Here is a 26199-nt window from a genome sequence, read left to right as displayed (position 1 = left end):
AGAAAAACATGGGCAGGCTAAATCGTTACACAACAGAGAATAATCGGAGCTGGCGAAGGGAGTTGAACCCCCGACCTGCTGATTACAAATCAGCTGCTCTACCAACTGAGCTACGCCAGCCAGCAACCTTTACAAAAACATAAACCTATGTAATAATAAGCGTTTGTGTTCAAGACCTCATACTTAGGAGACGAATAGAGAAACACCCCGATGGAGTGAGAAAAAAACAGGCATACCAAGGGAAACTACTGATTATAGTCTCTGTATTTTATACTGTCAAGTAGATTTTAAATGTTTTTTACTGATGAGTCAGGAGCGCAGGATCTTGGGGATTTGTTCCCTTCGTTCGTCCCTCCTGGAATTCCCCCTTAAGAACACCGGGGCATTTATCCCGGAATGATCAACTGTATTTCAACCCTAACGAAATAGCTTATTGTTTTTATTTAATGAGGAGGTCGTTATGTCAGTACGCATAAGAAAAATTTTTTTCTGGGCCGGTCTCGGGATCGTGCTTTTTACAAATGCCCCTTCGACGTCAGCATTTAATGCTGACCTTGATATAAACTCAGCCGTGACGAACAACCTCAACTTGCTGATCCAGGGAGGATTCGAGGACTTTAGTGAGGAGATCGGCCTTGCCGTCAGCTATCTCCCCCTTTCCCCGGCTGAACCCCTTGGGATCCTCGGTTTCGACATTGGGGTTGAAGTCACAGCGGTCGATATCAAACAGGACAGTCCCTATTGGAAGGTGATCGCTCCGGGCGCCCCCAGCCAGATTCCACTTCCTAAAATTCACGTTCAAAAAGGGCTACCATTCGGAATCGATGTTAGCGCTGTTTATGCGCGAGTGCCAAATTCAAACATTGAGATGGCCGGTGGAGCAATCAAGTGGGCCTTCATTAAAGGAAATACGCTCCTCCCCTCAATCGCCGTCAGAGCTTCATATACAAGGCTATTAGGTGTTAACAATCTGGATCTGGAAACCGCCGGGGCAGACATCTCTATCAGCAAGGGCTTTCTTTTCCTCACCCCTTACATTGGTTATGGGCAGGTGTGGATCAAAAGTAAAATAGTCGATCTTCCCGCTCCTTTAAATTTAGAGTCAAACACCACGCTTCCAAAACCATTTGTCGGCGTAAAGATTTCCCCATTACCCATCATCAACATCGTGGCTGAGGCCGATTTCAGCAAGATCACGCTTTATACTCTACGCTTTAATGTTGGGTTTTAGAAAGAAGGAAATCAACCAAAGAAGAGGGGGATGCACAGAAGCAGGACGCCCAGAAGGCCAAGCACCAGGCTGAACGGGAGCATCAGAGCGCTCAAACTATCATAAGGACGCTTCAGGGAGTGTTGCCCCCAGAAACCGAGGCCGATCCCTGCAATCCCGACAATCACCATAAACAGATAGAGAAGTTTCATTTCTAAGCCTTCATCATCCCGATGATCCAGAGGGCATAAAAGAAGATCGCGATCCCTCCCCAAAAAACCCCTCTTCTCATATTCCACTGATGTTCCGTATTAAAGGCCCTGAAGATAAAAAGGAGCGTTCCTGTAATCCACCCCCAGAAGCCGATTTCCAAAAGGATGGACCAACCTACATAGGGCCGCATCGGACGCTTCAAAATAGTCAGGGCCTCATCCCGTCGTTCGGCTTGACTCATTTTTTTACTCTTCTCAGAGGACGGAGGGGCTAAGGCCATCAGGTCAGCAATTTTTTCATCCGTCCGATCAATCCACGAACGACCCGGGGTATAGAAACTTCGTGTTGCGTAAAAAGCACTGCGAAGAGATCGGTACGCGATCAATGCGAGTTTCATGTCGGTCTCTTCGAGATCTCTTCCGATCTCCCAGAGCCGCTCGGCTGAACGTTCAACATATCCTCCCACCGGAAGATACCAGAGGATGGCCCGTTCATAATGCATGATCGCATCCCGGATGTTTCCCTTCGCATCGGCAATGCTGGCTTCTTTAAATTCATACCGTGAGGAAAGGAAGACCTTTACATAGATCAAAGAGAAGAACAGGACAACACAAAGCGCAATCGTCCTGATAAGCTTCATTCGTCCACCATTCAAACTCATTTGAAATCCCGCCTTTGAAAGAATGCCGAGGAAGCAAGCAACAAGAATAAAATATAGAGCAGCCCATAAGAAGCGCTCAAAAGGATTTTTCCAGGCAGAAGTGGGAGATGGTGAACCACCTCTCCTTTGATATTAAAGTTTTCCAGATTGGGCAGAAGATAATAGAAGAAGACGGTCAACTTCTCCAAGGCGAAATTCCCTGAAAGGCTGCCGATCCGATTTAAATCCTCGGTCAAATGGCCAATCACATAAATCGAAAAAGTAAACATCCCACTGAGAAATGGAGTTGAAAAAGTAGAAAAAAAGATGGCAACTGCCGCAACAACCGAAATTTCAATGAAGATCAGGAAAATCGCCTTCAGCAGAACAAGGTCGATCACTCCCTCATACAACCAGACCAGAAGAAAGAAAAAAAACGTCATCAAGAGGGTCTCCACTCCAAGGGTCAAGACAATGCCCAAATATTTTCCGATTAAGAATTGAGCCCTGTGGACCGGTTTTGCCAGGAGCGTGTAGATGGTCCGCTTTTCGATCTCTTTAGAGACAAGACCGATCCCGACGACAATCGCGATCATCACGCCAAAGAGGTTAATGCTGGCAAGGCCCATGTCCTTGATAATCTTACTCCGCTGGCCAACAGTCGCCTGATCGAGAACAAGAGAGCCACCCATCATCAAGAGGGCAAAGAATATAAGGCTGTACAGGATCTTGTTTCGGATCGCCTCCCTAAAGGTGTTTACCGCGATGGCCTTGACGGCGTTCATGGACCTTCCCCCCTCATCTCTTCTATAAAGATGTCTTCAAGGGTTTCCCGTCTCGGAACGATCGAGACAATCTTTCCTCCCTCCCGTTCTGCCCATTGAATGAGTTGTGGCAGGACCTCCTCATCCTGGAGTAAAATCAAACTCTCTTCGCCTTTGGTGGTGATCGACTTCGACAAGGGGTCGAGGGCATGGATCCTTCCCTCAGGGAGTCCTCTCACACAGACCTCTACAGATTTCACCTTTGGATTCAGCATCTCTTCCAGACGCCCGACATTTCGAAGCTGTCCTTTAACAATAATTCCCACCTGGTCGCAGATCATCTCCGCGTCCGAAAGAACATGTGTGCTGAAAAAGACGGTCTTCCCCTCTTCCTTCAGACGAAGAATGATGTCACGGACATCCTTTCGCCCCATCGGGTCGAGGCCCGACATCGGCTCGTCCAATATGACAAGCTTCGGATCGTTGATCAGGGCTTGCGCCAAGCCAATCCTCTGGAGCATTCCCTTCGAGTAGCGGCGAAGCTGAATCTGCTCTGAGCCTTTCAGTTTGACCAGTTCAAAGAGCATTTCGATCTTTTCTTTCCGTTCCCTTGATCCCATCCCAAAGAGCTGCCCGTAAAAATGGAGGAATTCTGAGCCGGTCAGATAATCGTAGAAATAGGGGCTTTCCGGGAGATAGCCGATTTCCCTCTTCACGGCAATCTCCCGGATCGACTTCCCAAAGAGGAAGGCCTCGCCCGAGGTCGGATGAAGGACCCCGATCAGCAGCTTCATTGTCGTTGTTTTTCCTGCCCCGTTTGGGCCCAGAAATCCAAAAGTCGTCCCACACTCGATTTCCAGGTTTAGGTCGCTCAGGGCCGTCGACTTTTTCATCCAAAAACCGCTTCGAAAACGCTTAGTCAGATGTCGTATCTGTATCGCCGGTATCATAATTGTCTATTCCTGAAAGAATACGCTTTATTTTTTTTTCGATATGCTCCTTGACAAGCTCATCCGTCGCGTTTCGATATGCCTCCCGGTAAAACCGAAGCGCCGCCTCGTTTTTATTTATTTTCGCATAAAGTCCCCCGGCCAAAGACTTTAGATAAGCCGGCGATCCCGGGAGGGAGGATGCCTTTTCAATATACGGAGCAGCCTTCTCTGCATCTTTCTGATGATAATAATAGTTAAATCCGATGTAGAACGGGAATTGCCACTTCTCCGGGTAGGCCTCTATCCCTCTTTCCAATATTTGATTTGCCCGATCCACCTGAGAGGCCTCAAGAGACAAAACAATCCCCCCAAAAAAATACGGGAAATCAAAAAGAGGATCAAGGTCAATGATCAGGTTCAGGATATGATGGAGCCAGGGGTACTCCTTATCCGTCACATAGTGATCACCGAAGTAATCAATTGTTTTAATCCAAAGCAGATCGGCCAGCACCTGATCATAACCCAATACCAGGAGTTTTAGATATTTCCCGGAAGGGAGATAAAGAAGCGATTCCTGTTCGACCGGCTTAAACTGCGCCAGTTTTTTTTGGAGCTGTGCCTGGCCGAAGAACAATGTAATCACAACAAAAACAATGAGAAGAGATCTTTTCATGATTAATAATGGCCGATTTTGTTCGATTCGAGAATACTTACCCTTTTACCAGAGAAACCTGTCTCATTTCTCTTCTCAAGCCATGCTTGAAACATCAACACATTCCACAGGAAATAATGATGATTGCGTTTTTCAGATCGATGTTCCAACCACTTCGTCCTGATCGATTCTGGATTGAGGATACCCTCTTCACGAAGTCGCTTTTCATCCAAGAGAGATTCCGCCCATTCTCTCATCGGACCCCGCAACCAAACATCAATCGGAACCCCAAAACCCATCTTCGGATGTTCAAATAATTTGCGGGGAATGTACTTACCTAAGATTTTGCGAAGCGGTTGTTTCCCTTCCCCCCGATGGATCTTCAGCGACATCGGCAGAGTCCAGGCAAAGGCCACCAGACGATGATCCAACATTGGAACGCGCGCTTCCAACCCAACCCCCATGCTGGCACGGTCAACCTTGGCGAGGATGTCGTCCGGCAGATAGGTCCGGGTGTCGAGATACATCATCCGGTGAATCAGATCGGGCGAATCGATCCACGCTCTGGAATCGCTGAAGACCGTTGGCGGCTCAGAAGAACCCAGTACAAAATCGGTTGGACGTGTCACATGGGAGACCATCTCACGATACATTTTCTCCTCTTCTTCGACCGACATGATCTCACCCAGCCTCTGCAACCTGTCACTCGACAGTAATGGAAGGGCACCTATCCTCCTTAAGACTCTCCCAATTCCCCCACGCCACTGTCTTGGGATGCATCCGATCTTTCCACAGACCCTTTGGCCGATAAAATAACGGGGATATCCCGAAAAGAGCTCATCGCCACCATCCCCTGAGAGGCTAACGGTCACATGCCGTCGCGCGAGCTTGGAGACAAGGATAGTCGGAATCTGGGAAGAATCCGAAAAAGGCTCATCATAGAAGGTCGACAAATCAGGAATGATCGCCATTGCCTCTTCAGGAGTCACATAGAGTTCCGTGTGCGCCGTTCCCAAGTGTTGCGCGATCGCCTTGGCTCGATCAGCTTCATTATACCCTTGCTCATAAAAACCTATCGTGAACGTCTTAACGGGCCGTGTGCTCTGCACCTGCATCAACGCCGCAATCGTTGAGGAGTCAATTCCCCCTGAAAGAAAGACACCGAGAGGAACATCAGATTCCATACGGAGCTTGATGCTATCCATCAAAAGTGTCTCAAGGCTATCAATTGCCTCTTCCGCCGTCCCTTCAAAGGGACGCTGCATTCCAGATTCCGCCACTTCCTTAAAAGACCAATAAGGGGTAGGGTTAGGAAGAAATCTTTCATCCGAAAACGAGAGGGTTAGCATCTCACCCGGTGGAAGTTTATAAATGTCCTTATAGATTGAATAGGGCGTTGGTATATAATTATGCCTATAATAAAGGGCCAGAGCATCTCGATTAATCTCCCCGCAAAACCCAGGGTAGGCACAGAGACTTTTTAACTCCGAACCGAACAGGAAAGTGTTCCCGGACCAACCATAATACAACGGTTTTTCCCCAAGCCGATCCCGCACCAGGTACAGCTGGCGCTCCTGACGGTCCCACAAGGCAAAAGCAAACATCCCGTTGAAACGCTGGAGGGCCTCCTTCAATCCCCAACGTCGAATGGAGGCCAGCATGACCTCTGTATCGGAATGCCCACGAAAACGATCACCCAACCGCTCCAGTTCAATGCGCAAAGATTTAAAGTTATAGATCTCTCCATTGTAGACAACCACATATCGACCGCAGGCGGAAAGCATTGGCTGATGCCCCTCAGAAGAAAGGTCGATCACGGCAAGCCTCCGGTGTCCCAGGGAAATTCCTGCTTCAGGGTCAACCCAAACGCCCCGACCATCCGGCCCACGGTGAACAAGGGTATCCACCATCCGGAGAGAAATTTCCTCTAATTCACCTCTCCCCATTCGACGCGATAAATCAAGAAACCCGGCAATGGCGCACATAACGCCAGAACCCTCCCCTATTATTTTATATCCCTAGTCTGCTTCAAAAACACAAACTCATTAACAGCCAAACGCCCCGCCTCAGGTCTTAAGCCGCTACAAACGGTAGCTCTTCTCTCTATAAAAATCGAAAACCTGCTCCGGTTTCGCGACCTCGAACGGATACGCCCCCCCCCTTCCTCACGGGAAGGTCCACATTCGCCAAAGCTTGCCACATTGCGCCGGTGTGGTGAAAATCACCCCAAGTATAAACAATATATCAAATTTTCCGAGAGATCGGACATAATCAGCATCCAGAATGGAACCGACTTCAACGATCCTATCCGGATATCTTGGAAAATAACGTTGTTTCAGTGCTTCCGTACATCCAGCTGACTTGATATCATACTCAAAGAAGCGCACCGTCGCACTCAGGCGTCGTGCGACCAAACTAAAAACTCACTCCCGGGATCCAATATCCAGAAAGCATTTACCGGACAGATCTTCGAAACTGGGTAATTCTCGAAGCGACTTTCCCGCCTCCGACATCTGTTCTTTATCCAAATCCCGCAAGAAGTGGGCCCCAGTTCTCTACAAATTCAAACCGTTCACCTCATGCAACCTCACTCATATGATCATGTATCTTTTTTCCGCAATACTTGGGACAAGATCTCCTCCCACATCGCAATCACCTTCTCCATGCCGAATCGTTCTGTGATTTCAACAGCGTATGCAGCGAGACGCCTTCGCTCACCTTCATCTGCCATGAGTCGATCCATCGCCTTCGACAATCCGGCCACATCTTCACTCCGGACCAAGAGACCGTCAACCCCATCTCGAACAATCTCTCGAGGCCCGCTGGGGCAATCTGCGGCAATGACCGGAAGACCACAGGCCATCGCCTCACACAAGGCATTGGGAAATCCCTCAAAACGAGAAGACAAGACAAAGAGATCCGCCTGTTTAAGAAAATCATAAGGATTCTTCACCCGACCCGGCAACTGAACCCGATCCACCAATCCTAACGAATCTCGTAACGACATCAACTCTCTCCGTAACGGTCCGCCCCCCAAGATCATCACCTTCCATTCAGGGTATCTGCCCTTCAGACGTGCAAATGCCTTCAGAAGGAGATCAAAGCCTTTCTCATAGGAGAGACGACCCATCGCCATAAGCAAAGGTCCGGGCAATGGCTCGACCGAAAGAGGGCGCAATGTCGGGACTAAAACCGGGTTCGGGATAATGCACGCCGTTGATTGAAACCTAGGCAAGAAATAGTCATACACCCCCGGTGTTTGGACGACAATCCGGTCTGCAAATGGGTAGGTCCATTTCCGAAGCTGCTCCCATATCCTTCCAATCCGATACATGCTTGGAACGCTACGTTCCGAGACCACCACAGGCAGATTCAGCCCACGGGTCGCCAGTAATGTCAAAATATTTGTCAAGTCGATAAAAGAGATCACCACATCCGGCTTTGTCGATAAAATAGATCGTCGCAACCGAAAAAAACCAACAATGGTTTGAAAGAGCCCGGAAATACCGAGAGCAAGCCGAGCAACATCAACCGGAAGTGTATAAAAGTCGACCTCCTTGCCGTTCAGGGTTATGACCGAGACGCAGTGCCTCTGTTCCAGAAACCCCTTTGACAATGAAACCAAGATCCTCTCGGCCCCACCGGACGATAATGAGGCGATCACAAATGTTATCCGCATCAATCAAGCCCAACAACCTATGTGTGTGTACCTCCTACTGCCCGTTCCTTGCTGAGAAGTAAATGCTCGTTGTCGCCAGGTTTGCACCGTACTTTGCCCTGATGAGATAGACAAGGCTCTTTATCGCACGCGTAACCGACTGCCGCCGAAATGGTACAAATGCAGTTGTCCTCACTCCCACATCTTCAAAAAAAGGCTCCAGTTCATTTCGCATCGCCTTGGCATCAAAAGACTTTTGATGCCCCCACCGGTGAAAGACCTCTTCACACTTCGGGCAAATCACCCGATTTACAAAGAGGTCCTCACGATAAGGAACTGTTCCCAGAAACCAACCCCCACCTTTAAGAACACGGGCGACTTCCTGCAGTCCCTTATGACGCTGTTCATCGTCCAGATGCTCCAGGACTTCAGAAGCCGTCACAAAATCAAAGCCGGTATCATCAAAAGGGATCTGTTCAATAACCCCTTTTTGGGCCTTGAACCCTTTCTCGACCAATCGATTGATCGTCTTTTTATCCGGATCAAGCGATTGCATTTTCCAGCCGCGTTGCCGAACGGTCTCCTCAAAATATCCGTTCCCCACTCCAATGTTCAATATTCGGGGCATAGGGACAAGCATTTTTTGTGAAATTTGCTTTATAAGAAAGTCCAATCGGGGCTTTGACTGCGCAAAGGCCTCTGGTGCTTGATTTTGGTAGTAGTCCCATATCCGGTCTTGTCTTGTCAGGCAAGCACTGTTTTCATCATTTTTCATGAGAGACCTCTCGCCCTTTTAAGTTGTTTACTTAGAGATAGAAATATAAGCGAGACCGAGATAACATAAACGACACTGGTAGATAAACTGATTCCTGCAACACCGAGAAAATGCATAAAAACATAGTTCCCAATAATATTGGCAACGAGAATAACCCCCGAGATGACCATAAGGGTCTGATTCCTGGCCAAGGCGCTCAACAATCGAACCCCTAAGATCCCCAAGATGTAAAAAGGAAACTGCAAAGAATAGTACGCCTGCACCTGACCAACCAAACGAGTATCCGCCTCTGTGAAAGCGCCCCGTTCAAAGACCAGTCTGACAAGAGGCTCTGAAAAATAAAAGAAGAGGAGCGTAAGAGGAACTGTGATTATCAGGATTAAGCGTGCATAGACCCGTAAAGTATGTCGTATGCCACGCCAATCCTCGTGGGCAACCATCTTGGAAAAATGGGGAAATATCGCCGTACTGAGGGCCATCGATCCGATCCCAAGGATAAATACAATGATCTTACTCCCATAGTTTAAGGTAGAGACACTTCCGGGGCCAAGCATGGCCGCCATGGCTTGATCGATAAAGACCATGCCGCCCATGAGAAAGGCTCCGCCAATCATCGGGAGATACTGGTGAATAATCCTCCGCGTCGCCGGATCAAATCCGGACCATCGCGGGACAATCGGGAGTCCCTGGGAGTGTAAGCCCCATAAAAGAAGTCCCCCTTCTAAAATAAACCCACCAATGATTCCCACCGTCAGGGCGTGAATGCCCCATACGTTTCCCAGCCACAACAGGAGGATCACTGTGACGGAGTGGATCACCATGGGGGAACATGCCACTAGCGCAAATTTTCCTTCTGCGTTCAGGAGGCTTCCCCATGCCTTGGTCAGACCCATAATCACCAAGGTCGGGAGCAACATCAGATAAAGAGAGTGCGTCAGCGCCAGCTTCTCCTGACCAAATCGAGAGCCAAGAATAGGAAGAACTACGGGCGAAATAAACATTAAAAAAAGGGAGATCGCGATCAACAAAATGAGGTACCCGCCGAGGACATTTGCGAAGAGCCCTCGCGCCGCCTCTCTCCCTTCCTGCTCCCGCACCTTTACATATTCCGGGATAAAGGCTGCATGAAAGGAGCCCGCTACAATGTTCATCGCCAATGACGGAAGTAAAAAAGCGATTAGGAAGGCATCGAAGGAATCCCCCGTGCCGAAATGATTTACAACGACCAGTTCCTTGCAGACCACCGCCACAGACACGACGAGCTGAAAACTTCCGACGGTGATAATACTCAAGAAGATCCGCCAGTTTACCGATTGTTGTCGCCAACCCCCCAATTGACAGAGACGGACGCGCAAGGCTTCCAGCATCTCTAAATCTACCCCGATCTTTAATCTGGCCTTCTACATGAAAGGCATCCTATCTTCCTCTGGAGGCATTCCTACCACTTTCCATACCGCTCTAATATATGGCATCCTCTTGAAATAACTCTCGCGAGAATAGAATAACCTCTATAAAGCGAAGAACCGCACAAAAACAACAATCGACTTTTTTAACAACGCCTTCAGTAAGAGGCTTAAACCGCCATAGATACCGCTGAATACGGAAACAATATCAATTTCATACACGTAACCCACCATAAGAGAATAAAACGGAACCACCGATAGAAGTCTTCCCCCTTCAACACCGATTTATCTCTCCATGTCGTGTCGTATGGTATTCGCTATGCGTATATGGTCTCCTCCCATGTTGCAAGGCTTTTATGGCGATAACTTCCCAGTGTCGGCTCTTTTCCCACAATGACGCTTTTTTGTTTCGGATATCGCTTTTTAAGTTCTCGCACCATTGAGAGTCCCATAATCCTGGTCCCAGCCATCTCACGATTATGTTGCTGGATGGCCCTGGTGACTGGAGCGGTTTTTGTGAATTGAGGCCGGGCACCCACGCTCGTTACAATCTTCATACTTTTTTGAAATGAAGAATCTTTTATCATTGTTTTGGTGACCTGATCAATCCGGCATGAACAAGAGACCTTTCCCACAGGAAAGGTAAAACCCTCTCACAAAATGGGATGAACCACTTTTCTTTTTCAGCAGCATTTTCCTGAACAGGCCCCTCACTTGTTATGAATAACTTTATTAAGCATCTCCTCCCACATTGAGATTACTTTCTCGATGCCAAACCTCCCAACGACTTCAACTGCACGGGAGCCCAATCGCCTGCGTTCCGGCTCATCCTTCATCAGATGATCCATCTTGACAGCCAAGGCGTCCACATCGCCAGGAGGAACCAAGATCCCATCCACGCCATCGCGGATAATATCCCTTGGCCCACTGGGGCAGTCCGTCGAAATAACGGGAAGACCGCAGGCCATTGCCTCGCATAGAGCCATCGGAAAACCTTCCACGCGTGAAGATAAAACGAAAAGATCAGCCTCTCTGAGTATCGTATAAGGATCCTTGACACAACCAGGAAGATGTAAATGACTCTCCAGCCCCAATTGATGTCTAAGCAATTCCAGGTCATTCCGTAACGGTCCATCCCCCAAGATTGTTAACTTCCATTCCGGGTGTTTCTCCTTCAATTTCGAAAAAGCACCTATCAAGAGAGCAAATCGCTTCTCTTCTATAAATCGTCCGATTGATAGAATCATGAGTTGATCCGGGACGGTGTTCGACGACGAATCTGTGACAGGTGGAGAAATAACCGGGTTTGGAATGACACAGGAACGCTCCCTGAACCGGGGCAAAAAATAACGAAGAGCTCCCTCGCTTTGGACAACGACCCGAGCAGCACCAGGATAAATCAACCACCTTAAACAGTCCCAGATCTTTCTAATTCGATATGCCCCCGGATCGGATCGTTCAGATACCACAACAGGTACTCTCCTGCCCCACATCGCCATCAATGTCAGGATATTCATCCGGTAAATAAAAGAGATCACCACATCGGGTCTTGTTGACAAAATGGATTTCCGCAAAGCAGAAATCCGCCACATCGCTTGAAAAGGGCCGGAGATACCAAGCGACATTCTTTGAACCTGAGATGGCAATTCATAAAAATCGTTCTCTTCCCCTAATAACGTTACCACAGAAACGGCATGTCCTCTTCTGAGGAAGGCTTTTGACAATAAGACCAACACCCTTTCGGCCCCTCCCCCCCCCAATGATCCAATGGTAAATGTAATCCTCATAATTCAGGTTCTTTACCAGACAAAGGCCTTATTCGTTCATTGTGATGCCGTTTTTTCCCAAAGTCGGTAGACCAACAATAACCAGAGCTTTTGGCTGTGATCGCGCTTACCTCTCTGATGCTCTTCGACCAACTGGTTGATATAGGGAAGATTAAACAAACCCATTTTGTCCGGCTTAAGCAATACCTCCTCAATCAAGGATCTTAACCCGTTCTTAAACCAGCTCCCCAAAGGAAGCATGAAACCATGTTTCTTTCTTTTCACAATACGGGGAGGCAACATTCCCTGGAATGCCCTTTTCAGGAGATACTTCGTTTCCAGATTTTTCAGTTTCAAGTGTACAGGCATTTTCATCGCAAAGGAAACAACTTCCTGATCCAGGAAGGGGCATCGCACCTCCAAACCATGCGCCATACTCATCCTATCGACCTTCACCAGGATGTCATCCGGAAGGTAGCGATGAAAATCAACCCACATCATTTGAGAAATTTCATCCAAACTAGAGAGACGTTCCGCCCACGCCCCTTGACAATCTTTTCTCGATTTCTCCAAAAAGGCTGTGACACGGGGAGTATAAAGAAGATCTAATTCCTTTCTTGTAAAGGTTGCTGGAAGAAGATCAAGCGGATCCTCTTCCAGCCTACGGGAAGATCCGGCAAATAACTTGAATTGTCTGATCAAACTCTTTCCGTAGTATGATGTCCCCTCTGGCATGGCATCCAAGATCTTCTCAATCCATTTTTCCCGAATTGGCCTGGGAATCGCCCAATAATATTTTAGGAGCCTTCTTCCAACATAGCGGCGGTAACCGGCAAAAAGCTCATCACTCCCGTCTCCTGAAAGAGCCACAGTCACAGAACGCCTTGTCACCTCAGATAAATGGTAAACAGCGATGGACGAGGAATCCCCAAAAGGTTGATCAAAAGAAGAGATGATCTTTGGGATGAGGTTCTTAATCTGATCATCAAGCTGATAGGCATGATGATCGGTCTTAAAGTGAGTGGACGCCTCAATCGCAAAAGGAGTTTCATCAAAACTTTCTTCTTTAAATCCAACCGAGAATGTGTTGAGGCTGCTTACGCCTCCTTCCCGCATCAATCCAACGATCAAAGAGGAATCGATCCCTCCACTCAGGAAAGCCCCCAGGGGGACATCGCTGATTAAACGGAGCCGAACAGCCTCCGAAAGGGTCTCCCGGAGGGCCTCTGCATAGGCCTCCTCACTCATTTTCCGGTCGGAGGAAGCAGGAGGCTCCCAATAACGCTTTATTTCAAAGCCACCCTGGTCAATGACCATGTAGTGTGCCGGAGGAAGGGATTGAATATCCTCATAGATCGTCTCCGGCCCGCTGATAAATTGATTCTTGAAAAAAAGATCGAGCGCACCCAGATTCAAACCGGAACCGACACCGCAGGCCAACAAGGCCTTGATCTCAGATCCGAAGAGAAAACGGCCTGCTCCCCCTGCCCCCAGAGAATAATAAAGTGGTTTTTGACCTACGCGGTCTCTTGCCAGAAACAGCCTCTTTTTACGCACATCCCAGATCGCAAGGGCAAACATCCCCCGAAAACGCCTGAGGCTATCGATCCCCTCTTCCTCGTAGAGATGGACGATCACCTCGGTATCACTCTTCGTGGCAAACCGATGGTCCTTCTCCAAATCCCGCCGGATCTCCTGGAAATTATAGATTTCCCCGTTGAAGACAAGCACGACGGTCCGGTCCTCGTTAAACATCGGCTGCACGCCCCCTTCCACATCAATCACCGCCAGCCGGGTCTGCGCCAAACCAAGTGGACCGTCAACATAGAGTCCGGACCCGTCCGGTCCGCGATGCTTAAGTCGTGTCATCATGGCAACCAGCTCATCAGAATCAACCGTGCCACCATTCAGATTTAGGATGCCCGCGATACCGCACATAAGCGTGTATAAACCTCCTGATAGCGTTTCGCCACCTGATCCCAACCGAGGCCCATCCTAACGATCTCCTCCCGGCCTCTTGCCCCCATCTGAAGGCGAAGTCCCTTATTCCTGACCACCGCAAGAAGATTTTGAGCCAGACCCTGGACATCTTCCGACTTCGACAGAAGTCCGTGCACACCATGAGTCATTACCTCACTTATCCCCGGAAGGTCGGATGCCACCACGGGGAGACCACAGGCCATTGCCTCAAGGACAACATTGGGCGTCCCCTCCCAAAGACTAGGAAGTACGAGACAATCAGACTTCTTCATCCAATACGGAATCTGATCGGGAGACTGCACACCTACAAATTCAACTACCGCATTCAAACCAGAGTGGTTAATTTGCTCCTTCAGGCGCTTCTTCTCGCTTCCGTCCCCGATCACCCGGAGATGGACATTCTCTTCCTCTCGCAATACATGAGAAAGGGCCTCAATGAGATGGTGAACCCCTTTACCTGGAACAAGATTCCCGACAAAAAGCAGCCGACATTGTGAAATTGTGTCTTCATCTTGACGCTGTGGAGGTAGGTCAACCCCGTTACGGATAAAAACAACACGTTCCTCCGGGACGCCTTGGGAGATCGCCCAGCGCTTCAGATCCTGATTGACGGTGGTGATGAGGGCAGCCCGCCTCAAGATCCAGCGCGAAACAAGGGCAGAAAATTTTCCGTTTTTGGAGCGAAGGACATCGCTTCCACGCAAGGTCACCACAAATGGAATACCGTGGACCAGTTTCACAGCCACGGCGATGAGGCCCGAATAAATCCAGTGGGCATGGACAATGTCGGCCCCCCTCGCAACACGAAGACTCTTGATGACAAACATCACAAGAAAAAAAGGGACCTGAATGAAGAACCAAGGACTTCTACTCAGGTTGGCCGGAATTCCCCCCGGCCCGTAGGCAAGCCCTTGCCAGCGCTCGGGGAAAAAGTAGCAGAACCGATAGACCCATCCTCCCCCCATCCTTTCCACAGGAGACGCGCCTCTGTTTGCCGGCGCAACAACATCAACCTGAACATCTGATGCGGCTAAGGCTCGGCAGAGCCTGAAGATAAATATACCGGAGACGTCCCCGGTCGAGAGGGGATAGGATGTGGTCAACATGCAGACCTTCATCGACCCGGCCCGCGAAGATGCTTGTTGTATTCCATATCAAACCACATCGCGAAAAAAAGCGACTGGAGACCGGAGATAAACAGGAAGGACGCAAACAGGGCCTCTGTCGGCATCACGAGAATTCCGCTCAAACGCAAGCAGATCAGGTAAGCCCCAAAGAAAAAACCTGTCGGCGTCAGGCTAAGACCGAGAAAGTAGAAAAACACAAGAGGGTGAAAGTCCTGAATGACATACTTCTGTAACATCCGCTTAATAAAGCCCTTAAGCAGCAACCAACTGATGCTGGGAATGACCTTCCAGATGCGGATCCCCGATTTTTCACCAATATTGTATATCGGGCGAACCGAGACATCTTTGACTCGGAAGTTACAGATATTCAATTTTATTAGGATATCATTCGGCATCCCGTATTGCAGATAAATTGCATCGAGATTCAAGGCCCGAAGCGCGATCAACGATATCGCTGTATATCCTGACTGGGAATCCGCAATGTGCCAATAGCCGGAGGCAACTTTTGTCAAAAGGGATAAGACCGAGTTTCCGAGATATCGATAGTGTGGGATCATCTCCCAGGACTCCCCTCGAAATAGACGGTTTCCCTTCACATAGTCCGACTCACCCCGGATGATTGGCGAAACAATCCGTTTCAGGTCGGCCGGATCCATCTGGGCATCTCCGTTCATCACAACGACGACATCAATCTTTTCAGACAGAGCCCTCTTGTATCCTGTTGCAACCGCCCCCCCAACCCCCATGTTTTTCTTATGTTGAATCAGGACATTTTCTTCTGGCGCCTTCATAACATAGCCCTCGACGATGGCAACAGTTTTATCGCTGCTGAGGTCATCGACAATAATGATCCTGTCCACAAAAGACGGCATCGTCTCGATAACCCGCCCAATTAACTTTTCTTCATCGTGCGCCGGGATTACAACACCAATCTTTTTTCCCTGCAGCATTACTCCTCCGCGTCTGTTCCCAACAGCGTTTTCAAATCCTGTCTCGCACTTATATGTTCCGGGTCTTCTCTCAAGGTATTTTTAAAGTAGAAAATTGCCTGAGAATCATCCCCTGTCTGAGCATAAAGAAGGCCCAGTTGATAGTTCGTTCCAACATCATTCTCTCGAATCTGTTTCGCTTTTAATAAAGCCATTTCTGCTTCTTTATACCTCATCTCAGAAAGATAAAGAATCCCTAAATTTTTTTGTGCTTCGAGGAAGTCAGGATTCTGAGACAATATCTTTATAAAATACCATTCAGCCAGATTAACGTCTTTCAGTCTCGCATAAGTCATACCCAGCAGGTTGAGCACATGATGATCATTTGGCATCAGCATATCGGCCACTTGAAAATGCTGAATGGCAATCTCAGGTTGTCCCTGCTTCAAGAGATAAGCGCCCAAATTCAGGAATCGGATCCTGTAAAAATCTATTTCATTGCGGTCCTGGGATAACTTCATTGGATCGAAAAAGTACCTCAATTTATCGCGATAATCGTTAAGCAGGGATGCCGTCAGGAGACGCGGCGGGTCCAGGACACGGTAAAAGGCCCCATCCAAAGAGAGGTAGGGAAGGACCAAGCGGTCATTTTGTGGATCGGGTTCCCAATAGATGGGATGACTGTCGATATTTTCGCTCAGAAAGGCAGGACCGAGCTCTTCAAAGTCGACTTCAGGGATCGTAACAAGAGGGAAGCGCTCCGGAGTGAGTTGGAAAAATACTTTCGAATTTATAAATTCCATCGTGCTGAGGTGAGTCACATCAGGCCGGATATTGGCCACCTCCTGGAGATAGCTGAAACTGAAATGAGAGTCCCTCGCAAAAACAATACTATTACTCTCTAGATCCAGTAAAGCCGATTTGAATGGTTTCTCAGAGATCCAGTATTGGGAACGATCATTTTTTGTAAAATGCCCTATGGCTAGGAATAAAACCCCTGCTCCCAGGACTCCCCAGAACAAGGGGATGATCTTTTGATATCGCTGTTGCCTTCGAACACATTCCGACAACGCAAAAAGGGCCCACCAGGCTCCGACGCCGATCAAGAGTGTAAAGACCATAAAACCGGAAAGGAAGTTTGATGAATCCCCCCAAAATCGGATAAAGAAAAGGAAGGGAGGGATGTAAAAGACGGCCAGAATGGCCGCGACTCTCCTTGCTTTTATTAAGGTATAAATCCCCCCGGCCACACCAAGGGCGATCCCAAGGAATGAAAAGTTATCCGGGAAAAACCTCCAATAGTTCTTCATCTGCGGAAGGAGGACACTCTTTGGACTCGGGATCGAGACATGAACGACGGCATCTTTTTTATCCGTCACATGTGCTATAAACTGGCTGAAGGTATCCGGGTATCCCCAGTTAAAATAAGGCTGCTGACTGGCCCGGATCGGAAGATAAATATAGACCGAGATACCCAGTATCACAAAAAATAAAAAAACAGAAAGGTACTTTACCGGAGACAACTTATTCGGCCTCAGCCAATAAAAATAAATCAGGATCGGGACAAAAGGAAGGTAGAGAATTAAAATGGAATGGGCTCCCAGGCTCAAACCGAAAAGAAACGAAATACCCATAAACCATTGGAAGGTTTTACGGGGGATGCCGTGAGGATCGCCTTTCAGATGTATGATCAATCCCAGGATAAACAGAGCTGTAAACGCATTCATCAGGGTATAGACCTCGGGCGCAATTGCATTCTCCCATAGCGCATTAGAAAAAGAAAAAAGTATCGTAGACAAGAAAGCAATCACGTGAATTTCATTGGAGGAGGGTGCCCCTTTTTTTTCGCCGGAGAGCTGGGTCAGGATGGCCACCACGCTCAAATAGATCAGAAGGGAAATGACCGCCCCGAAAAAAGCAGACATTAGTGTGGTCTTAAAGGCAATAGATCCAAATGGGATGAGGGTGAACAATTTCGCGGCGAGGGCATAAAACGGAAAGCCGGAGGGGTGGGCAATGCCCAGCGTAAACCCAACCGTCTGAAATTCAGACCCATCCCGCCAGAAAAGCGTCGGGGCGGCCGTAAAAAGATAGGTTGAATAGGAGATAAAAAAAAGAAGGAATAGGAAAATATTCAATCTTTTTGAGGCGTCCATCTGAAGGGATTCGTCGGTGAGAAAAAGCGGGGTGGGCGGAGTCACCAGCCTCCCCCCACCCCATCAGTCTCAATTAACTCGAGAATGAGCCTTTAACGGTCTCACTTAAGTTTCTCGTTTGATCAATCGTCCATACATCACCAGACACGGCACCACCACCAGTCCCCTTGCCCGTCGCTGTTGCAAGAAATGATAATCCGTCGGCCGCCGGGGTGGGCATGGTATAAAGGTAGCGCGTGGTTCCCGTCGTTGCAAATCCGATATTATTGGTAGTGGCCGTCGCGGGTTCAGTACAACATCGGGCACTAAAAAAACCATCTGTACTTTCCGCCGAATAGGCCACCATGTTTGTAAAGATGGACCCCAGATTCACCTTAGCCTCGGTCTGCTGTGATTTGGCCTGGTAGTTTAAAAAGTTAGGAATCGCGATGGCCGCCAGAATTCCGACAATGGCCACGACGATCATTAACTCAATCAAGGTAAATCCTTTTTTGTTTTTCGCTCTTTTAAACATTGTGTGTTCTCCCTTCGTTCTCTGTGATTGGTTGTATCTTTTCTCGCTCAGTAACATTTCACTCTAAGACTTATGCATATCACATGCCATACTAAGACACAAAGGCTTTAAAATATAAAACACTTTGTTTTTAAGTAGTTGTACTTTATCTTCTTATCGGTCAACAAATAAATGCTATTAAAAGTGGCAATTTACATGCTTTCTTATGACATTTTTTGTCAATGGAATCCAGACTGGGTCAAAAAGAAGGAGTGTTTAGTTATTATAATCACCGGAGAATACATCAACCAGATTCCTGTTCTGATCAATGGTCCATGCGTCATTGATAATCTGGCCCGATACCCCTACTGCCCTGGCAGTAAATGTGCTGAACGCCAAACCCTCCAATGTATATGAGTACCGGAGCACACCGGAAACTGAGAACCCGATTGCATCCAAATCCGCATTTGTGTACCCTGTATCATTCTGACCCGCGTATGAAACCATATGGGTAAAAATCGTGCCGAGCTGCAACCTTGCCTCGGTTTGTTGCGCTTTTGCCGTGTAATCCATATAGTTTGGGATGGCAACTGCCGCAAGAATACCCACAATGGCGACAACGATCATGAGCTCAATTAAGGTGAAACCCCTTGAGTTTCTCATCTAATGGATCACACCCTTGGGGATCACCTTATTGGGAGTCTCTCCCGGGACTTGTGCTTCTTTTGGGGCGGCCTCTCTTGGAATCCTGGCCCTTTGAACACGCTCCTCAAGGATGGGGTCACCAAATCCTGCCTTCTTAAATCGGGAGATCAGTTCCATATTATCGGGGTTGAGCGACAAGGATTTCGCCCAGGCCTCCCGGGCAAGATCAACTCTGTTCTCTCCGAGGTAAACCTCTCCCAGGTGTTCGTGGATCACCGGATCATCTGGAACCAGCAATACCGCCCTCTGAAGCACGGCCAAGGCATCCTTTGTCATACCTTTCTTGAAATAGGCCCACCCCAGGCTGTCGACAAAATAACCATCATCCGGCCTGACGGTAAGTGCCCGGTTGACCAAATCAATCGCCTCATTAAGCCGGATTCCTCTTTCGGCATAGGTATATCCAAGATAATTCAAGGCATTTGCGTGGTCAGCATCGAGGGCAATGGCCCTTTCCATCTCCAGAACCAGGTCTTCAAATCGGTTCAGTTTGTCATAAACCGCGCCGAGATGGAAATGAAGTTCCGGCGACATCGGACTCACTTCAATTCCTTCATTGAAGATCTTCGCTGCTTCTTCATACCTTTTGGCATCAAAAAGAACCAGCCCGCGAAAAGTATAGGATTCGCCCCGCCCGGGGTCAATCTCCTTCGCCGTCTCGCCCTGAAACAAGGCCGCCTCGATATCGTTCAAGCGGTAATAATAAAGGGCTCCCAGGCGGATCCGGACCGCATAGGCATCTGGCTTCGCCACAAGGACCTCCTGGTAAACCGACAAAGCCTCTTCAAACTGCTTGTTCTGCTCATAGAGCGAGGCCAGGTAGACCCGAAGGGAAGTCTCCCCAGGAACCGCCTTTACAACGGACAGCAATATCCCGATCGCGCGTGTGTACTCTTTCTTCTCGACCCACACACGAACCAATTCAAGGGAAATATCGACATTCCCAGGATCGCGCCTGGCGAGCTCGTTCAGAAAATCCAGAGATTCGGCGACCGATCCTCCTTCTATCAGCAAGGCCACCAGTCGATGCATGGCTTGTCTGTTTCTAGGATTGATTTCTTCAAGAATGTGGCGATAAATCCTGATCGCCTCCCTGGGCCGCTTTTCCTGTTCATGAATCATTGCGATCTCAACGTGCGCCGGCTCCAGAAATCGATCAAGTTCAACGGCCTTTTCCAGATATTCCAAGCCCTTTTCCAGATGGCCCCGGCTCATGGAAATTTTCCCAAGGTAATAGTAACCGAGAGAAGAGGCGGCCCCGGTCTCAATTCCCTGCATGACCCACTTTTCCGCAAGGTTAAACTCCTTTCGATTCGCATATATCAGGCCCATACGATAGTATGCGTCGCTTCGCTCGGGAGCAATTCGGATCACTTCCATGAATGTCTTCAGGGCCTTGTCGGTCTCATCAGATGTCAGGTAGATGTCCCCTAACAAGTCCAGTATTTCAAGATCGCCGGGATGGAGTTTTACCGCGCGTTTTGCAAAATGGATGGCCTTTTCATGCTTTCCCATCCGATTCAACAAAATGGCAACCCGCTTAAGCAGAAAGAAGGCGTTCGGGTCCTCCTGAAGGGCTGTAAGGTATTCCTGCAGGGCAAGGCGGAGATTTCCCCCACCTGCACGGGCAAACCGATCCTGCTCATGCCTGAGCCCAAGCAAGGTGTGAAAATAAGAAGATGGGGTCGGCGCACTGGATCGGAACGCCCTTTTCACCTTCGGGCGGAGAGCCTTTACTTCTTTTTTTGAATCGACGGAAAGGTGAGCCGGATCACGCGCCACGACAGATCGTGTCGGCGGGGCCGTTACACAGGAGATCAGAAGGGAGCAGAGGATAAAACAAAAGGAAGACTTCTTTAAAAAGTTCACAATCGGTTTGCGTCGTGCCACTGAAACACAAAGGCCTCTCGTTGAGAGACCTTCTCTTCTCTTCGAATACGTCATCGGGATCAAGATCGTAACCCTATTGTTATGAGTCATTCTCTTCCTCTCCCTTGTTTTCATCTTTTTTTTTGTCGGGGGTGATGTCTATTTCATCAGGCTCCGACACGCCCTTTTTAAAACCTCGGATGGCTTTTCCAAGGCCGCTCCCGATTTCAGGCAACTTGCCAGCCCCAAAAATGACGAGGATGATCAGGAGGAGAATAAGCAACTCCGGCATCCCAATTCCAAACATGCGTATCCTCTTTATAAGTATCTGTCAAAAACAAGTGGATGCCGAGGGGCCACCTCTGAAAAATATCCCTCTTCAATGTTGAATTATAAGGCCTTTTCAATATCCTGTCAAATTGATATCGTTGAGAAATCGTCTCGTGAAGGGTCCCTGTCCTCAAAACGGGTATAGCGATCAATAAAAGTCATGGGAATATCATCAATCGGTCCATTCCGTTGTTTTCCGATGATAATCTCCGCTTTTCCTTTTCTTCCACAGACACACTCTCCCTCCCGAGGGCACTTACATGGATCATAGACCTCCTCCCGATAGATAAAAAGAACGACATCGGCATCCTGTTCGATGGCTCCGGATTCGCGAAGATCAGCCAGAATAGGTCTTTTTTTCTTTTCCGGTCTTGACTCAACGGCCCGGGAAAGCTGTGAGAGGGCAATGACTGGGATACGGAGTTCTTTTGCCAACCCTTTGAGTGAGCGTGAGATATCAGATATTTCCTGCTCCCGGCTTCCGGCATCTCCCCGACCTCTCATCAGTTGGAGGTAATCTACGATCAAGAGGCTGAGATTGTGTTCCGCCTTCAAGCGCCTGGCTTTTGCCCGCATCTCCAGGATCGTCATCGCAGGGGTATCATCAATAAAAATCGGTGCATCGTTTAATCTTCCCGCCGCCTTGATCAACTTCTTCCAGTTATCATTCCCAGGCCGCCCCAGAAACCCGGAACGGAGCTTGTGCGCATCGACTCTCGCCTCAGAACAGAGCATCCGGAGAACCAACTGCTCCTTCGACATCTCCAAACTGAATATTCCGACGGTCCCGGCCCCCCGTACCGCAATATTCTGAGCAATTCCCAAAGCGAATGCCGTTTTCCCCATCGACGGTCGGCCGGCAACAATAATAAGGTCAGAAGGCTGAAGCCCAGACATCAACTGGTCCAGATCTTTATGAAAGGTGGGCAGCCCTGTCAGTTTGTGATCGGCAAGTCGCTCAATAATTTCAAAGCCCATAGGGACCAACTCTTTCATTGGCGAGAAGGAAGAGCGCATCGTCTTGTCTGAAATAGAAAAAATAGACCGCTCAGCCCGGTCCAGGAGGTCTCCAACCTTTCCCTGATCTTCATAACCTTCTGTCACAATATTGGTTGCAATACCGATGAGATGTCTTAGGATGGCCTTTTCGTGAACGATATTTGCGTGAAGACGCACATTTGCCGCAGTCGGGATACTGTTCAGGAGCTCCGTCAGGTAAGGACTCCCTCCCACTTTTTCCAATTGATCTTTTTTTCTTAGGTGGTCTGACAAGGTGATGAGATCGATTGCCTCACCTTCATTGTCGAGGCCTTGCAAAGCCGAAAATATTTTCCGGTGGCTCTCCTTGTAAAAATCTTCAGGACTGAGAATCTCCACAACCTTGTTGAAGGCCTGATTGTCGAGGAGAATCGCTGCCAGAACCGCTTGCTCGGCTTCCAGATTTTGAGGAGGTAGTTTTTGGATGGATACATCTGTTGAGGACATTTTAAACCCGCCTTGGAGGACCCTGCGCCATAACCTCCTTGAGATTCACTTTCTGTTCGACGCCGGATCTTACATCGACGGAACGAATGCGCCCTCGAGCACTCCCATTCTCCAGGACAAGGATTTTCTTGATCTGCTGCCTCCGCGCATCTGAAACAAAAGAGGCAAGCTTCTCTACGGTCCAGCCCTGCCCCTCTTTAAGGCGAGTCTTACAGACGACTCGAAAACCATGTTGCCTGAGTTGACGGGAAAGCGCCGAAGCCCCCTCGGCTCCCGCAGGCGAATGCAGGAGCAGGAAGTCAGCTGAAGAATAATCCCTGTCCCGGCCCGCAGTAAATTCCAGTGCCTTTTGTATCCGTTCTATATGCAGGGCAAATCCGGTCGAAGGCGTAGGAGCACCAAACTTTTCAAGGAGTTGATCATAGCGCCCTCCGCCACCCAATTCTGATCCCACCCCATCGGAAAAGATCTCAAAGATCGTCCCGGTGTAGTAGCCAAAACCCCGAACCTCGCCCAGATCAATCAGAAGATCATCCTGATAACCAGCGGACTTTAAAATTTTATAGACCGCCTTTAGTCTTTTCAGTGCGATGCGGCAAGGGGGATAGTCGGTTAAAAGAGATGCTTTTTTAAAAACCTCTTCTCCGCCAAAAAGATCCAGCAAGGCAATAATTTGTAAGCGCTTTTTAAGACCTACCTTCCCTTTCCTGAGCAACGCTTCGAGTTGGGAGACTTCTTTCTTCCCAACGGAGTGGAGAACTTCCTGGAAGAAGGCCGGAGAGGACCTGAATGACTGGAGAATACCACGGGTATATGCCATCTGGCCCAAAGAAACCTTGAACGATTTCAAACCCACTTTTTTCAGGATCTCAATGGCAAGCGAAATTATTTCCGCGTCAGCCTCAACATCAGATATGCCAATCAGTTCCCCGCCAACTTGAAAGATCTCCCGCTCTCGCCCGGCATGCTCCTCTTCATGTCGAAATACATTAGCCGAGTAGCACAAACGAAGGGGCCTTGGCTGATCCCCTAGGAGCGTCGCCGCAATACGGGCAATCTGGGGTGTTACGTCTGGACGAAGGACCATTATTCGGCCGGTGGCACGATCAACGAACTTATAGGCGCGATCGAGAATGTTCTCTCCCACGCCAAGGGAAAAGACATCCAGATATTCAAAGAGCGGGGTGATCACCTCCTGATAACCCCATTGAGAAAAAAGATCAAGGATCACGCGCTCAATCGCCCGCCGCCTCGCGGCACCCTCGGGCAGAAAGGTCGCAACCCCTTTCGGGATCAGAGTCTTTGGTTTTCCTGAAAGTTTCATGAATAAGGACCAAAATTAGGCAGGATCAGGGGTCAGCAAGCGGCCCCGTGAGTAACACAGGGCATGGCCGCCGTTGGGGGGCTTCATCCATGCCTCCCCAACAGTCAATCACCCGCGGGTCCGCTGGCTCCCGGTTTTTACAAGGCAACCTGTTTCACAGAAAGGACATGAGGAATTGCTTTAATTTCCTCTAAGGATTCGGGTGTGAGGGGCGCATCAATACCCACGACTGAAATAGCCTTTCCGCCCACTTGCTCTCGACCCAATTGCATGCGGGAGATGTTAATCTGTCTCTCAGCCAGAAGATTTCCGAGCCCGCCGATCACACCCGGCTTATCTTCATTGTGCAGGTAGATCATCACCCCTTCAGGGATCACTTCCAGCGACATCTGATCGATTTCGACGATCCTCGGTTCGCTCTTATTGAATATGGCGCCGGAAACCGTTTTGACCTGATCCCCCGCCTTGACCCGAATACGGATCAGACTCGAAAAATTCCCTGCCTGAGAGCTCTTTGCCTCATCCACCTTAATGCCTCGCTCTTTGGCAATGCCCGGCGCATTGACAGAATTCACAGGCTCTTCCAGGATCGGGCTTAAGAGGCCCTTGAGGGCCGCAACGGTCATCGGGGCAGGTTCAATCTCTGCCGCCTCGCCGTGATATTCAATGGTCACTTCTTCAATTCCGCCTTCAACCGTCTGTCCGATAAACGACCCAAGCTTCTCCGCCAATTCGATATAAGGTCTCACCTTCGGGAGGAGATCCGGGGGAACCGAGGGGAGATTGACCGCAAAGCGGACCACCTGACGAACCAATAAATCTGCAACCTGCTCTGCAACCGCGACGGCAACATTCTCCTGGGCTTCTTTCGTCGCCGCTCCGAGATGAGGGGTACAGATAAAGTTTTCCAGGCCGATCAACGGATTCGCCGGATCAACAGGTTCCTTCTCAAAAACATCAAAGGCCGCCGCCGCAACTTTGCCCCTCTTCATCGCTTCAAAGAGGTCTTCTTCATTCACAATCCCTCCCCTGGCACAGTTCACAATACGAACACCGTCTTTCATCTTTTCAATCGACGCGGCATTGATCAAATGTTTCGTTTCAGGGGTCAGGGGGGTGTGGATCGTAATAATATCAGACCGGGCATAGAGTGTTTCCAGATCAACCACCTCCACGCCCATCTCCCGCGCATTTTCGGGAGAAAGATAAGCATCATAGGCCAGAACCGTCATCATCATTCCCTGGGCCAATTTCGCCACATGGCTTCCAATCGCCCCTAAGCCAATGATTCCGATCGTCTTATGAAAGAGTTCGATCCCCATAAACTTTTTCTTTTCCCACTTCCCGGCCTTAATGGAGGCGTCCGCCTGGGGAACCCGACGCGCCATGGAAATGATCATGGCCATGGTATGTTCAGCCGTGGTAACGGTATTACCGCCGGGCGTATTCATGACAACGATGCCCCGCTTGGTAGCGGCCGGGATATCCACGTTGTCCAGTCCGGATCCGGCACGGCCGATGACCTTCAGGTTTTTTGCCGCATCGACCACCTCTTTAACGACCTTTGTCCCGCTCCGAATCACGATACCGTCATATTCCGGAATGACTTCGATCAGTTCTGCCGGACTCATTCCCGTCTTGATGTCAACCGTCAAACCCGCATTTTTTAGAATTTCAATACCGCTTCCCGAAAGGGAATCACTGACTAGTACCTTCATCACACTCTCCTGTTCCTGCCTCTTGTCTTCCTCCTCCACCCTGATGGGAAAAAGGGAGTGAAGGGCGATT

At 49.0% G+C, this 26199-nt stretch carries 23 protein-coding genes, 1 tRNA gene and 1 pseudogene; 1 reads left to right on the top strand and 24 read right to left on the bottom strand.

Features of this window, described 5'->3' with window-relative positions; genetic code table 11:
• Positions 1–44: 44 nt before the first annotated feature.
• Positions 45–120, bottom strand: a tRNA-Thr gene (locus EYQ01_03210).
• Positions 121–460: 340 nt separating this feature from the next.
• Between EYQ01_03210 and EYQ01_03205 the strand changes: the two genes are divergently transcribed.
• On the top strand, positions 461–1231 hold the full coding sequence (locus tag EYQ01_03205; protein HIE64824.1) for a hypothetical protein: 771 nt from the start codon (positions 461–463) through the stop codon (positions 1229–1231).
• An 11-nt stretch (positions 1232–1242) separates the two neighbouring features.
• On the opposite strand, the gene EYQ01_03200 is transcribed toward EYQ01_03205, so the two are convergent.
• The 23 genes and pseudogenes from EYQ01_03200 to EYQ01_03090 form a co-directional block, all read right to left on the bottom strand.
• Positions 1243–1422, bottom strand: a complete 180-nt coding sequence (locus tag EYQ01_03200; protein HIE64823.1) for a hypothetical protein — start codon at positions 1420–1422, stop codon at positions 1243–1245.
• 2 nt (positions 1423–1424) lie between these two features.
• Positions 1425–2063 carry a hypothetical protein gene (locus EYQ01_03195; protein HIE64822.1) on the bottom strand — a complete coding sequence of 213 codons (639 nt, stop codon included), beginning with the start codon at positions 2061–2063 and terminating at the stop codon, positions 1425–1427.
• Positions 2064–2080: 17 nt separating this feature from the next.
• The gene (locus EYQ01_03190; GenBank protein HIE64821.1) at positions 2081–2848 is read right to left on the bottom strand and encodes a hypothetical protein; all 768 of its coding nucleotides are present in this window, start codon (positions 2846–2848) and stop codon (positions 2081–2083) included.
• Entirely contained in the window at positions 2845–3777 is a 933-nt protein-coding gene (locus EYQ01_03185; protein HIE64820.1) for an ABC transporter ATP-binding protein, read from the bottom strand. Before EYQ01_03185 ends, EYQ01_03190 begins: the two co-directional genes overlap by 4 nt.
• A complete protein-coding gene (locus EYQ01_03180) occupies positions 3743–4432 on the bottom strand; it encodes a hypothetical protein (protein HIE64819.1) in 690 nt (229 codons plus the stop codon). Before EYQ01_03180 ends, EYQ01_03185 begins: the two co-directional genes overlap by 35 nt.
• 2 nt (positions 4433–4434) lie before the next feature.
• Positions 4435–6396 (bottom strand): asparagine synthase (glutamine-hydrolyzing), encoded by a 1962-nt coding sequence (gene asnB / locus EYQ01_03175; protein HIE64818.1) that lies wholly within the window; start codon positions 6394–6396, stop codon positions 4435–4437.
• An 81-nt stretch (positions 6397–6477) separates the two neighbouring features.
• A pseudogene (locus EYQ01_03170) lies at positions 6478–7006 on the bottom strand (hypothetical protein).
• Positions 7007–7010: 4 nt separating this feature from the next.
• On the bottom strand, positions 7011–8090 hold the full coding sequence (locus tag EYQ01_03165; protein HIE64817.1) for a glycosyltransferase family 4 protein: 1080 nt from the start codon (positions 8088–8090) through the stop codon (positions 7011–7013).
• Positions 8091–8124: 34 nt separating this feature from the next.
• Positions 8125–8844, bottom strand: a complete 720-nt coding sequence (locus tag EYQ01_03160) for a class I SAM-dependent methyltransferase (GenBank protein ID HIE64816.1) — start codon at positions 8842–8844, stop codon at positions 8125–8127.
• Positions 8841–10211: a virulence factor MviN gene (locus tag EYQ01_03155; GenBank protein HIE64815.1), complete on the bottom strand. Its 1371-nt coding sequence runs from the start codon at positions 10209–10211 to the stop codon at positions 8841–8843. The genes EYQ01_03160 and EYQ01_03155 overlap by 4 nt, the downstream gene beginning before the upstream one ends.
• A gap of 353 nt (positions 10212–10564) precedes the next feature.
• Positions 10565–10804: a hypothetical protein gene (locus tag EYQ01_03150; protein HIE64814.1), complete on the bottom strand. Its 240-nt coding sequence runs from the start codon at positions 10802–10804 to the stop codon at positions 10565–10567.
• Between the two features lie 153 nt (positions 10805–10957).
• Positions 10958–12034: a glycosyltransferase family 4 protein gene (locus EYQ01_03145; protein HIE64813.1), complete on the bottom strand. Its 1077-nt coding sequence runs from the start codon at positions 12032–12034 to the stop codon at positions 10958–10960.
• Positions 12035–12070: 36 nt separating this feature from the next.
• Positions 12071–13951 (bottom strand): asparagine synthase (glutamine-hydrolyzing), encoded by a 1881-nt coding sequence (asnB, locus tag EYQ01_03140; protein HIE64812.1) that lies wholly within the window; start codon positions 13949–13951, stop codon positions 12071–12073.
• Positions 13927–15111 carry a glycosyltransferase family 4 protein gene (locus tag EYQ01_03135; protein ID HIE64811.1) on the bottom strand — a complete coding sequence of 395 codons (1185 nt, stop codon included), beginning with the start codon at positions 15109–15111 and terminating at the stop codon, positions 13927–13929. The genes asnB (EYQ01_03140) and EYQ01_03135 overlap by 25 nt, the downstream gene beginning before the upstream one ends.
• Entirely contained in the window at positions 15108–16070 is a 963-nt protein-coding gene (locus EYQ01_03130; protein ID HIE64810.1) for a glycosyltransferase family 2 protein, read from the bottom strand. The genes EYQ01_03135 and EYQ01_03130 overlap by 4 nt, the downstream gene beginning before the upstream one ends.
• Positions 16070–18250, bottom strand: a complete 2181-nt coding sequence (locus EYQ01_03125; GenBank protein ID HIE64809.1) for a DUF2723 domain-containing protein — start codon at positions 18248–18250, stop codon at positions 16070–16072. Before EYQ01_03125 ends, EYQ01_03130 begins: the two co-directional genes overlap by 1 nt.
• Positions 18251–18278: 28 nt before the next feature.
• Complete coding sequence (locus EYQ01_03120; protein ID HIE64808.1) at positions 18279–18719, bottom strand: prepilin-type N-terminal cleavage/methylation domain-containing protein; 441 nt, start codon at positions 18717–18719, stop codon at positions 18279–18281.
• A gap of 255 nt (positions 18720–18974) precedes the next feature.
• Positions 18975–19361 (bottom strand): prepilin-type N-terminal cleavage/methylation domain-containing protein, encoded by a 387-nt coding sequence (locus EYQ01_03115; protein HIE64807.1) that lies wholly within the window; start codon positions 19359–19361, stop codon positions 18975–18977.
• The gene (locus EYQ01_03110; protein ID HIE64806.1) at positions 19362–21407 is read right to left on the bottom strand and encodes a tetratricopeptide repeat protein; all 2046 of its coding nucleotides are present in this window, start codon (positions 21405–21407) and stop codon (positions 19362–19364) included.
• The gene (locus tag EYQ01_03105) at positions 21373–21579 is read right to left on the bottom strand and encodes a twin-arginine translocase TatA/TatE family subunit (GenBank protein HIE64805.1); all 207 of its coding nucleotides are present in this window, start codon (positions 21577–21579) and stop codon (positions 21373–21375) included. The genes EYQ01_03110 and EYQ01_03105 overlap by 35 nt, the downstream gene beginning before the upstream one ends.
• A gap of 107 nt (positions 21580–21686) precedes the next feature.
• A complete protein-coding gene (dnaB, locus tag EYQ01_03100; protein HIE64804.1) occupies positions 21687–23087 on the bottom strand; it encodes a replicative DNA helicase in 1401 nt (466 codons plus the stop codon).
• A gap of 1 nt (position 23088) precedes the next feature.
• A complete protein-coding gene (gene hisZ / locus EYQ01_03095) occupies positions 23089–24411 on the bottom strand; it encodes an ATP phosphoribosyltransferase regulatory subunit (GenBank protein HIE64803.1) in 1323 nt (440 codons plus the stop codon).
• A 137-nt stretch (positions 24412–24548) separates the two neighbouring features.
• Complete coding sequence (locus EYQ01_03090) at positions 24549–26129, bottom strand: phosphoglycerate dehydrogenase (protein ID HIE64802.1); 1581 nt, start codon at positions 26127–26129, stop codon at positions 24549–24551.
• Positions 26130–26199: the final 70 nt, after the last annotated feature.

The organism is Candidatus Manganitrophaceae bacterium, from assembly GCA_012960925.1.
Taxonomy (GTDB): Bacteria; Nitrospirota; Nitrospiria; order SBBL01; family JAADHI01; genus DUAG01.
Note: the sequence above shows the minus strand (reverse complement) of the source record. Positions and strands in the feature narration are given on the sequence as shown.

Excerpts from the sequence above, each read along its gene's own strand:
- EYQ01_03205 (HIE64824.1), top strand. The coding sequence starts at position 461 with ATGTCAGTACGCATAAGAAAAATTTTTTTCTGGGCCGGTCTCGGGATC.
- EYQ01_03200 (HIE64823.1), bottom strand. The coding sequence starts at position 1,422 with ATGAAACTTCTCTATCTGTTTATGGTGATTGTCGGGATTGCAGGGATC.
- EYQ01_03195 (HIE64822.1), bottom strand. The coding sequence starts at position 2,063 with ATGAAGCTTATCAGGACGATTGCGCTTTGTGTTGTCCTGTTCTTCTCT.
- EYQ01_03190 (HIE64821.1), bottom strand. The coding sequence starts at position 2,848 with ATGAACGCCGTCAAGGCCATCGCGGTAAACACCTTTAGGGAGGCGATC.
- EYQ01_03185 (HIE64820.1), bottom strand. The coding sequence starts at position 3,777 with ATGATACCGGCGATACAGATACGACATCTGACTAAGCGTTTTCGAAGC.
- EYQ01_03180 (HIE64819.1), bottom strand. The coding sequence starts at position 4,432 with ATGAAAAGATCTCTTCTCATTGTTTTTGTTGTGATTACATTGTTCTTC.
- asnB (HIE64818.1), bottom strand. The coding sequence starts at position 6,396 with ATGTGCGCCATTGCCGGGTTTCTTGATTTATCGCGTCGAATGGGGAGA.
- EYQ01_03165 (HIE64817.1), bottom strand. The coding sequence starts at position 8,090 with ATGCGGATAACATTTGTGATCGCCTCATTATCGTCCGGTGGGGCCGAG.
- EYQ01_03160 (HIE64816.1), bottom strand. The coding sequence starts at position 8,844 with ATGAAAAATGATGAAAACAGTGCTTGCCTGACAAGACAAGACCGGATA.
- EYQ01_03155 (HIE64815.1), bottom strand. The coding sequence starts at position 10,211 with ATGCTGGAAGCCTTGCGCGTCCGTCTCTGTCAATTGGGGGGTTGGCGA.
- EYQ01_03150 (HIE64814.1), bottom strand. The coding sequence starts at position 10,804 with ATGAAGATTGTAACGAGCGTGGGTGCCCGGCCTCAATTCACAAAAACC.
- EYQ01_03145 (HIE64813.1), bottom strand. The coding sequence starts at position 12,034 with ATGAGGATTACATTTACCATTGGATCATTGGGGGGGGGAGGGGCCGAA.
- asnB (HIE64812.1), bottom strand. The coding sequence starts at position 13,951 with ATGTGCGGTATCGCGGGCATCCTAAATCTGAATGGTGGCACGGTTGAT.
- EYQ01_03135 (HIE64811.1), bottom strand. The coding sequence starts at position 15,111 with ATGAAGGTCTGCATGTTGACCACATCCTATCCCCTCTCGACCGGGGAC.
- EYQ01_03130 (HIE64810.1), bottom strand. The coding sequence starts at position 16,070 with ATGCTGCAGGGAAAAAAGATTGGTGTTGTAATCCCGGCGCACGATGAA.
- EYQ01_03120 (HIE64808.1), bottom strand. The coding sequence starts at position 18,719 with ATGTTTAAAAGAGCGAAAAACAAAAAAGGATTTACCTTGATTGAGTTA.
- EYQ01_03115 (HIE64807.1), bottom strand. The coding sequence starts at position 19,361 with ATGAGAAACTCAAGGGGTTTCACCTTAATTGAGCTCATGATCGTTGTC.
- EYQ01_03110 (HIE64806.1), bottom strand. The coding sequence starts at position 21,407 with ATGAAAACAAGGGAGAGGAAGAGAATGACTCATAACAATAGGGTTACG.
- EYQ01_03105 (HIE64805.1), bottom strand. The coding sequence starts at position 21,579 with ATGTTTGGAATTGGGATGCCGGAGTTGCTTATTCTCCTCCTGATCATC.
- dnaB (HIE64804.1), bottom strand. The coding sequence starts at position 23,087 with ATGTCCTCAACAGATGTATCCATCCAAAAACTACCTCCTCAAAATCTG.
- hisZ (HIE64803.1), bottom strand. The coding sequence starts at position 24,411 with ATGAAACTTTCAGGAAAACCAAAGACTCTGATCCCGAAAGGGGTTGCG.
- EYQ01_03090 (HIE64802.1), bottom strand. The coding sequence starts at position 26,129 with ATGAAGGTACTAGTCAGTGATTCCCTTTCGGGAAGCGGTATTGAAATT.